This window comes from Polynucleobacter sp. 35-46-11 (assembly GCF_002281105.1).
On the sequence record NZ_NCFJ01000093.1, the window covers coordinates 1 to 9,092 of the forward strand.

The 9,092-nt window shown below is 45.9% G+C and carries 7 protein-coding genes and 1 pseudogene; 1 reads left to right on the plus strand and 7 read right to left on the minus strand.

From position 1 onward, the window contains the following. Positions 1–2 precede the first annotated feature (2 nt). From B7Y67_RS08500 to gcl, 3 genes are all read right to left on the minus strand, one after another. Positions 3–899, minus strand: coding sequence for a 2-hydroxy-3-oxopropionate reductase (locus B7Y67_RS08500; protein WP_293598273.1), 897 nt, complete (start codon positions 897–899; stop codon positions 3–5). A gap of 14 nt (positions 900–913) precedes the next feature. Beyond that, positions 914–1,696 (minus strand): hydroxypyruvate isomerase, encoded by a 783-nt coding sequence (gene hyi / locus B7Y67_RS08505; protein WP_293598274.1) that lies wholly within the window; start codon positions 1,694–1,696, stop codon positions 914–916. A gap of 67 nt (positions 1,697–1,763) precedes the next feature. Continuing rightward, positions 1,764–3,554: a glyoxylate carboligase gene (gene gcl, locus B7Y67_RS08510; protein ID WP_293598275.1), complete on the minus strand. Its 1,791-nt coding sequence runs from the start codon at positions 3,552–3,554 to the stop codon at positions 1,764–1,766. 133 nt (positions 3,555–3,687) lie between these two features. Between gcl and B7Y67_RS08515 the strand changes: the two genes are divergently transcribed. Then, positions 3,688–4,611, plus strand: a complete 924-nt coding sequence (locus B7Y67_RS08515) for a LysR family transcriptional regulator (RefSeq protein WP_293598276.1) — start codon at positions 3,688–3,690, stop codon at positions 4,609–4,611. A gap of 66 nt (positions 4,612–4,677) precedes the next feature. Here the strand turns inward: B7Y67_RS08515 and B7Y67_RS08520 are convergent, their stop codons facing one another. From B7Y67_RS08520 to B7Y67_RS08535, 4 genes and pseudogenes are all read right to left on the minus strand, one after another. Continuing rightward, a complete protein-coding gene (locus B7Y67_RS08520) occupies positions 4,678–5,691 on the minus strand; it encodes a 2-dehydropantoate 2-reductase (RefSeq protein ID WP_293598277.1) in 1,014 nt (337 codons plus the stop codon). Between the two features lie 319 nt (positions 5,692–6,010). Beyond that, the gene (locus B7Y67_RS08525) at positions 6,011–7,714 is read right to left on the minus strand and encodes an amidohydrolase (RefSeq protein WP_293598278.1); all 1,704 of its coding nucleotides are present in this window, start codon (positions 7,712–7,714) and stop codon (positions 6,011–6,013) included. 25 nt (positions 7,715–7,739) lie between these two features. Then, complete coding sequence (locus B7Y67_RS08530) at positions 7,740–8,597, minus strand: hypothetical protein (protein WP_293598279.1); 858 nt, start codon at positions 8,595–8,597, stop codon at positions 7,740–7,742. Between the two features lie 19 nt (positions 8,598–8,616). Further along, a pseudogene (locus B7Y67_RS08535) lies at positions 8,617–9,092 on the minus strand (hypothetical protein); the annotation flags it as partial.

A 9,092-nucleotide genomic window follows, 5' to 3' on the forward strand; every position in this document is an offset into this window, starting at 1 on the left:
CCTTAACCCTTCTGCCCAATTTCAAAGTTCGCCATCTTTTCAAGCGCCCTCACCATGGCGGAGTGATCCCAGGCTTTGCCACCGTGAGCGCTACAGGAGTTCAAGAGCTCTTGAGCGGTTGCCGTATTGGGCAATGAGACCCCTAATGCTTTGGCGCTACTAAGAGCGAGGTTTAGATCTTTTTGGTGTAATTCGATTCGAAAGCCCGGATCAAAGGTGCGCTTAATCATGCGCTCACCATGCACTTCTAGTATCTTTGAGCTGGCAAAACCGCCCATGAGTGCTTCACGTACTTTGGCAGGATCAGCGCCAGCTTTAGCGGCAAACACCAGGGCCTCAGCAACCGCTTCAATGTTTAAGGCCACAATAATCTGATTGGCTACTTTGGTAATTTGACCAGCGCCATTAGCGCCAACTAGCGTAATGTTCTTACCCATTAATTCAAATACAGGCTTTACCTTTGCAAAAGTCGCTTCGCTGCCGCCTACCATGATGGTGAGCGTGGCGCCTTTAGCACCAAGCTGACCTCCTGAGACGGGGGCATCGAGATACTCACAACCGAGCGCATTGATTTTTTGCGCAAACTCTTTCGTAGCGATTGGTGAGATAGAACTCATATCGACCACGATCTTGCCCTTGCTCAAGCCTAGAGCGATGCCATTTTCACCAAAGAGGACTTTTTCTACATCGGGGGTGTCAGGCACCATAGTGATAATGATGTCCGCCTTGCTAGCGACTTCTGCGGGGCTAGCACATGGGATTGCGGCGCTATTGGCCAGCTCTTGCGGAACCTTGCTACGGGTGTTGATATATACCTCATGGCCAGCAGCTACTAAATGGCCCGCCATAGGAGCGCCCATAATGCCCAGACCAACAAATCCTAGTTTTAACTTACTCATGGTGTCTTCCTTGTTTATTCTTGTTCGTATTGACCCATCCACCCCAGGCCAGCTTCGGTAGATTTAAGGGGTTTGTATTCACAACCGATATAGCCAGCGTATCCAAGGCGATCTAGTAAGCCAAAGAGATAGTTGTAGTGGATTTCACCAGTACCGGGTTCATTGCGACCGGGATTGTCTGCCAACTGGATGTGGGCAATGCGGCTCAAGTACTTTTGGATCGTGTTGGCCAGTTCACCCTCCATACGCTGAGCATGGTAAATGTCGTATTGCAAAAAAGCGTTATCGGCGCCAACTGCATCCAAAATGGCAATGCCCTGCTCGGTCTTGGATAAATAAAAGCCTGGGATATCAAAGGTATTGACCGGTTCAATCAAGAGCTTTAGTCCCGCTTTTTTGAGTTCGCTAGCAGCGTACTGCAAATTGGCGACAAAGGTATCGTGAAGTAACTGGGGGTTAACGCCTGCAGGCACTTTACCGGCTAGGCAATTGAGCTGGGGCACACCCAAAATAGTGGCGTATTCAATCGCTTTGGCAACGCCAGCACGAAACTCAGCAACCCGATCGGGTAGACAGGCGATTCCGCGCTCTCCAGCATCCCAATCGCCTGCTGGCAGGTTATGTAAAACCAGCTTTAAGGCGTTGTTATCTAAAGCAGATTTAATGTCTTGCACATCAAATGCATAAGGAAAGAGAAATTCGACAGCTTTAAAGCCACCTGTCTTAGCCAGCGCAAAGCGCTCCAAGAACGGTGCTTCGTTGAACAGCATGGTGAGGTTGGCGGCAAAACGGGGCATTAGATTCCTTTGGTGAGGTTGGCGGCAAAACGGGGCATTAGATTCCTTTAATGACAACTTGAAAAAATTAAGACTGCAATACAGCGACAGGAGCATCCTCAATGGAATTGGCTAAAGGCTCAAACTCATTGATGTTGTCAATTTCTGTACCCATGGCGATATTTGTAACGCGCTCTAGGATCACTTCCACCACGACAGGCACTTTAAACTCTGCAATCCAGGCTTCGGCCTGAGCAATCGCTGGTGCTAATTGCTCCTCTCGCTCAACCCGAATGGCCTTACAGCCTAAGCCCTCCACCACTTTGATGTGATCAACGCCATAACCCTTCACAATGCCATCACTCTCAGGAGTATTGACGTTATCAAAAGCTAGCTGAACGCAGTAGTCCATATCAAATCCACGTTGCGCTTGACGAATCAAACCCAAATAACTGTTGTTGACCAGCACCTGAATGAATGGCAATTTAAATTGCGCACCAACTGCCAACTCTTCGATCATGAATTGAAAATCATAATCTCCAGATAAAGCAACAATTTTTCTACTTGGATCAGCAGCTCTCACACCCAGTGCCGCTGGCACAGTCCAACCCAATGGGCCAGCTTGCCCGCAATTAATCCAATGGCGAGGCTTAAAGACTTTTAAGAATTGTGCGCCAGCAATTTGCGATAAACCAATCGTACTGACATACGTTACATCCTCACCAAATGCTTTGACCATCTCTTGGTAAACGCGCTGAGGCTTCATTGGAGATTCTGTAAAATTTGTCTTGCGCTGATGCGCAATTGAATTTTTTCTAGATAGGCATTCAGTAGCCCATTGACCACGATCTTTCAGCTTGCCAGCCTTTTTCATTTCCGTAGCCACCTCAATAAATAACTGCAATGCAGCCTTGGCATCTGAGACGATTCCATAGTCTGGTGTAAAAATTCTACCGATCTGTGTTGGTTCAATGTCTACGTGTATAAATTTTCGACCCTTACAGTACACCTCAGTAGAGCCAGTGTGGCGATTAGCCCAGCGATTACCAATACCCAATACGAAGTCACTTGCCAGCATCGTTGCATTGCCATAACGATGAGATGTCTGTAGACCAACCATACCGGCCATCAAAGGGTGATTATCAGGAATACTGCCCCACCCCATCAAAGTTGGGATGACCGGAATACCAGTCAACTCCGCAAATTGCACTAACAAATCTGAAGCATCGGCATTAATTACGCCTCCACCAGAAACAATGAGTGGATTCTCAGACTCATTTAGTATTTCTAGCGCTTTTTCAATTTGCTTACGAGTAGCTTGTGGCTTATATGCTGGTAATGACTCATAAGTATCGATATCAAATTCGATTTCTGCCATCTGCACATCAATAGGTAAGTCAATTAATACCGGGCCTGGACGTCCTGATCGCATCAAGTGAAAGGCCTGTTGAAATACTCTGGGAACTAATGCTGGCTCCAAAACAGTCACAGCCATCTTCGTCAGCGGCTTGGCAATAGCAGCAATATCGACTGCCTGAAAATCTTCCTTGTGTAACTTTGCACGTGGTGCTTGGCCAGTAATGCAAAGAATTGGAATACTGTCAGCCTGCGCAGAATACAAGCCGGTAATCATGTCGGTACCTCCGGGGCCTGAAGTTCCGATACAAACGCCGATATTTCCAGGGGCTGCTCTGGTATAGCCCTCAGCCATATGCGAAGCACCCTCTACGTGCCTGGCTAACACATGTGCAATTGATTGACGCTCTTTCATTTGCGCATACAAAGGATTAATTGCCGCACCTGGCACGCCGAAAGCTTGGGTTACGCCCTCCTTCTCCATTACCAACACTGCTGCCATTGCCGCTTTCATCTTTGCCATGGTTTGTCTCCTAGTTTTGTTATGACTGAATCATCAACAAATTTGAATGCTTTGAGAACCTCACCAAATCTATATCTAGTATTCCTCCATGGAATAGTGTAAAAAGTCCTTTTGTTAGCTAAAGAATCTATTCATGGATCGCGTACAAGGAATTTCTCTTTTTATTAGAGTCGTTGAGACAGGCTCTTTTAGTAAAGCGGCTGAAGATTTGGGAATCACTCAACCAACAGCCACTAAGTTTGTTGCCAGTATGGAGAAACGCCTAGGCGTACTCCTACTTCACCGCAGCACTCGCGGAGTAACGCCCACAGAAATTGGTAAGCTCTACTATGAAAAATGTAAGTTAATTGCGCGCGAGATTGAGGAGGCTGATGACTTAGCCTCACTATTGCAGTCCAAGGTTCGAGGAAAGTTAACCATCAGCTCTTCAGTTGCCTTTGGAAGGCGCGTGCTGATGCCGTCTATTCTGAAGTTCATGTCGCACCATCCAGAGCTTGAAGTGAACCTCAATATGGACGATCGCTACATCAACCTGATTGAGCAAGGAGTAGATCTCGCAATCCGAATGCGTCGTTTACCTGACTCCTCCCTTGGGTCGCGCCTACTTGGGGAGAATCCGTGGGTTTTGGTTGCCAGCCCTAGTTATCTGAAAAAAAATCCAGCACCGAAAAATCCGGGGGATATTCATAAACATCGAGCACTAATTTACACCACGGTTCAAGGCGATCATCGCTGGAGCTTTACCAATGGAAATAATAAAAATGAAGTGGTTGAAGTGAGTGGCCCATTCACCTCAAATAACCTCTCATCCATCCTATCGGCCGCAAGAACCGACATGGGTTTGGCGGTGCTGCCTTGGTATGTGGCGCACCAATCTGTCAAAGATAAAGTTCTGAAGCCCGTTATGGAAGAATGGTCGTTGCCGACCCAAGAAATTCATGCGGTATTTTCTTCGCCAAAACACGTTCCTACCAAAGTGAGCCAATGTATTGACTGGCTTCAGACTCAATTTAAAGGTGAGTGGTGGAAGGGAATCCCAGCTGGAAAGTCGGAGTAAAAAACCCGCCCATCAAGGGCGGGTAAAGATACAGCATAGGTACTACATGACTTCGGAAGGTAGGGCTCAAGCTGCCATAGGTAAGGCTAGATGCCCGTGGGATGACTGAACTCTAGAATTTAGTAGCTTAGTTAAAGCAAAGACCGTACTTAAACAAGGGGTTGGCGTTTGAGTGATTTGACCCAGCTCAATGACTGACCCCAGCAATGCGTCAATCTCCAAGTTATGCCCAGCCTCTAGATCTTGCAGCATCGATGTTTTGTGCTTCCCAACTTTTTCCGCGCCAGCAATACGTCGTTCAATATCAACTCTAAATACCACGCCCAGTTTTTCAGCAATAGCTTGAGCCTCGGTCATCATATTGCGAGCCAGATCTTTGGTGAGCGGAAATTGACAAATACCCTCCAAATGCTCATGAGTTAGAGCGCTAATAGGGTTAAAGGTCATATTGCCCCAAAGTTTTAACCAAATCTCGGCACGAATGTCATCTAATATGGGTGACTTAAATCCAGCAAGGGTCATCATTTCAGAGATTCTCTGCGCCCTTTCAGAAATCGATCCATCCAACTCGCCAATCGGAAAGCGATTTCCCTCAACATGCTGAATGACGCCAGGAGATTGCGTAAAGGTCGCCGGATAAACTACGCATCCCATGATGTTGGCTGGATTAATCTTTCTCATAATCACGCCACCGGGATCAACGGTTGCCACGGCATGCTCTTCAAAGCTGCCATTCAGGCGCTGAAAATACCACCAAGGAATTCCATTCTGCATTGGAATTAAAACGGTATCTGGCCCCATTATTCCAGCAAGATCATCTACGATAGGCTCAACCTGATGGGCTTTAACGGTCAACATAACAATATCTGGAGTCTCCACCTCAGAAAGCTTTCCAACCGCTTTTACAGTGGCATGAAGTGGCGCCTCATGGTTCTCCAAAATTAAGTTCAAGCCGTTTTTTTGAATCGCCTCTAAAGTTGCCCCACGAGCTAGCACCGTAACGTCATTCCCGGCCCTTGCTAGCATCACAGCCAAGTAGCCACCAATTGCACCACCCCCACCGATTACACAGATTTTCATAACCACTCCATAAGAACAAGAAATTTTTCATTAGAGTCATCATGTACAAAGAACTTGCCTCTGAGAAGTATATGAATCTCATATGTAATATTCCAATTCAGAATACCGAGAGTCTAGATCATGTTATTTACACTAAAAAAATATGGCGCCCTGATCGGGAATGAGGACTAATGCCAGATAATCATTGGATAATTCATGGCAGGTAGCATTTGATAAGACAGCGCATGACCTAAGTAGTAATCTAAAAAAAACCAACCCAAGGGTTGGCATTTTTATGTGCGATTGGCAATCTAAGTGCACTTAAGTTAGTACGGCATGGTCATAAACTAACCTTCTTACCGTCAATCCAAGTTTCTTTAACTTTGATGTTGCGGATTTCTGCAGGAGGTGTTTTGCGTGGGTTCTTTTCTAGGATAACCAGGTCAGCCTGTTTACCTACTTCGAGGCTACCTACAATGTTGTCTGCAAATACTTGATAAGCCGCATCAATGGTAATGGCACGAATTGCATCATCCACTGAAACTGCTTGATCGGGTCCTAGGACTTTTTGAGGCGGCAACTGCCACAAGCGAGTCACCTCTTCGCTGATGTAGTTCAATGGGCCAACATTGGAAACTGGGGAGTCGCTGTGGAGTGTAAATTTTCCACCTAAGCGCTTAAAGTCTCCAGCCGGGTCAATACGCTTTGCACGCTCAGACCCAATAATGTGATCATTGAACGCAGCACCCCAATAATCTACATGACCAATAGTGAAGCTTGGTATTACACCCAACTGAACGGCTTTTTTAACATGAGATTCATTATTCACAGTGAAATGTTCAATACGCAAACGACGATCTTGAGGCTTTGGATTGCCTGCTAAAAGCTTCGAGTAGGTATTGAGCGCCTGGTCGATAGCTTTATCACCATTAGAGTGAGAAGAAATTTGCCAACCTTGATCAAAATACGACTTCATCGAGGTATAAATATCGGCATCTTTAAAGTTCAAAGCACCGCTCCATTTGGAGTTCTTTGGATAGCTATAGGGCTCTTTCAGTGCTGCAGTTAAACCTTGGGTTGAGCCGTCCGTAATGTATTTAATACCGATAAAGCGTAGCTGATCATCCCCATCATTTGGCTTAATGGCGTTATAGCCAGCCGGCAAAGTTTCACTGAACAAGTAACCACGCACCCTGATTGGTGATTGCTTTTTTGCAAAGATAGCTTTGTAAATTGCAACCTCTTTATCCACACCAAAATTACCGCCAACACTCATATCAGAGGCTGTTGTCACCCCTGTCGAAGCCATTTTCTTCATAGTCCCCTGAATAGCACCAAATAATTCAGCTTCAGAAGGGGTGGGCATCTTCGACATAAATGGTAAATAGGAAGGTGGCTCCACTAATTTTCCAGTGAGATTACCTTTAGCATCTTTGACATAGATGCCACCACCCTGAGGATTTGGAGTTTTATTGGAAATGCCGGCTAACTCAATAGCCTTATGGTTTACATAGCCAATATGACCAGATTGATTGACGATAAAGATTGGCACATCTTTGGAAACCTGATCCAAATCATCCGCAGTTAACTCTGCCATAAATGGTGTTGTACGTGATGGATCTACACCGAACCCAAATAACCAACCACCTTGTGGAATCGTTTTTAGATGAGCCTTCATTTTTGCAATCAAAGTCTCCTTGGTGTCATACGGCAACGTGAAATTACTGAGATTCAAGCCCAGACCTTCAAAAACTGATGTCACCATAATATGCACGTGCGGCTCAACAAAGCCTGGCATTAAAGTCTGACCTTGAAGATCAACGACCTTAGTGCTGCTTGACTGCCATTCTTTAGCAACAGCATCTTTAGAGCCCACTGCAACAATCTTGCCGTTCTGAACCGCAAGAGCTTGAACCTCATCGTTCTTAGCGTTCACAGTAACAATTGGGCCACCATAAAAAATAGTGTCGGCATTGCCTTTAGCAAAGACAAGAGCACAGTGAGCTATCAATAATGTGGCCAGTAATTTTGGTGCAAATTTCATATTGAATTCCTAATTTAAGTGGAAATTACTTCAGAATGACGAGAGTGGCAGTAGCACGAGCACCCCAACCAGATGGGCCACCAGGCGTGTTGCTGACGTAATACATTGGGCCAGCACCAAACTGAAATGGCACTCCATCAAACACCATGAGCTTGGATACCCCTGCATATAAGGGATTCGAGGTACGGCGTGCATCATAGTTATATTGCGCTTCCATATTGGCAGTGATAGTCCAGGCTGTCTTAGTCGTATAGGCTATAAAAGGCTGGCCATAAAGATTGTTTTGGGTGCCAAAGCTTGGATTACCGCCAACACTCCAAGATTGATAACCCAATGCACCATAAGTCCAAGGCCCAGCACGATTGAGAACAACTGCAGTCACACCAGCGCCGGTTTGTTGAGATCCAAATTTGCCGCTATTGCCGGAAGGTGATTGGGCATAAGGACCAATACCCCAGATCCACGAGGAGTTAGTGTTGGGCGCATAAAAGGATTCGAGCGTAACACTTGCAATACCATAACCTGAAAATGATTGGCCCGCTGCATTTTGAACACTAGTCTCTCTCACACCTGCTACGATCGGTCGAACGATAAAAGTATCGCCACCACCCAAATTAAATGGCATGACTGGTTGAAACAGCAAAGTTTGCTCTGAACCACCTTGATTTTTTCCAACACCTCGACTGAACTGATACTGGAGAGGAACTGAAATCATATTGGCGATTGGGTTAGCCAATTTTTTGGCAATGCCGACCTTATCCACATCACCGCCAGGCACCGATACAGCAGAAGATTTGCCCGTTTGTGTAGCTTGACCTAGCACAGGAGTTGCACAAGAAAGTACTAGCAATAGAGTGGCTAAAATTTTAGAGCAATGATTCATAAGGCATCTTTAGAGGCAATTAGAATTTAAAGGTGATGGCAACTTGAGGACCTTGCATAGTAGTCTTTTGCAAAACACCACCAGCTTTCATATCGTAATAGAGCGCACGATACGTTAGCGAAGCATCAACCAAGCTACCAAATGATTTACCTACGCCAGCCATTACTTGCCATGTTAGGTTAGTAGTGCCACCACCGCTACCAATATCAGCGTAGGCAGGAATGTACCAACTAGAGTCTGCAATACGGTAGCGCCCCTTAGCACCAATAATCGGATCAATTGTGGAGGTCGTTTTGGAAATAGATTCCTTCTCAGATGTACCAACAAGGTCGCCAAAAAGTGTAGCGGTAACATTGATTGATCGAACGCCAAGCAAAGCATCTACGTAGGCATCTTTCGTATTAGCTAGCGTATAAGTAGCAGCGCCTGTTAAGACAGTCTGCTGCACAGTAATCTTATCTGCAACGGTGGCTTCTCCTCCCGATACAGGAATCG

Bases quoted from the DNA above. Each gene is read 5' to 3' on its own strand.
- B7Y67_RS08500 (WP_293598273.1), bottom strand. From the start codon at position 899: ATGAGTAAGTTAAAACTAGGATTTGTTGGTCTGGGCATTATGGGCGCT.
- hyi (WP_293598274.1), bottom strand. From the start codon at position 1,696: ATGCCCCGTTTTGCCGCCAACCTCACCATGCTGTTCAACGAAGCACCG.
- gcl (WP_293598275.1), bottom strand. From the start codon at position 3,554: ATGGCAAAGATGAAAGCGGCAATGGCAGCAGTGTTGGTAATGGAGAAG.
- B7Y67_RS08515 (WP_293598276.1), top strand. From the start codon at position 3,688: ATGGATCGCGTACAAGGAATTTCTCTTTTTATTAGAGTCGTTGAGACA.
- B7Y67_RS08520 (WP_293598277.1), bottom strand. From the start codon at position 5,691: ATGAAAATCTGTGTAATCGGTGGGGGTGGTGCAATTGGTGGCTACTTG.
- B7Y67_RS08525 (WP_293598278.1), bottom strand. From the start codon at position 7,714: ATGAAATTTGCACCAAAATTACTGGCCACATTATTGATAGCTCACTGT.
- B7Y67_RS08530 (WP_293598279.1), bottom strand. From the start codon at position 8,597: ATGAATCATTGCTCTAAAATTTTAGCCACTCTATTGCTAGTACTTTCT.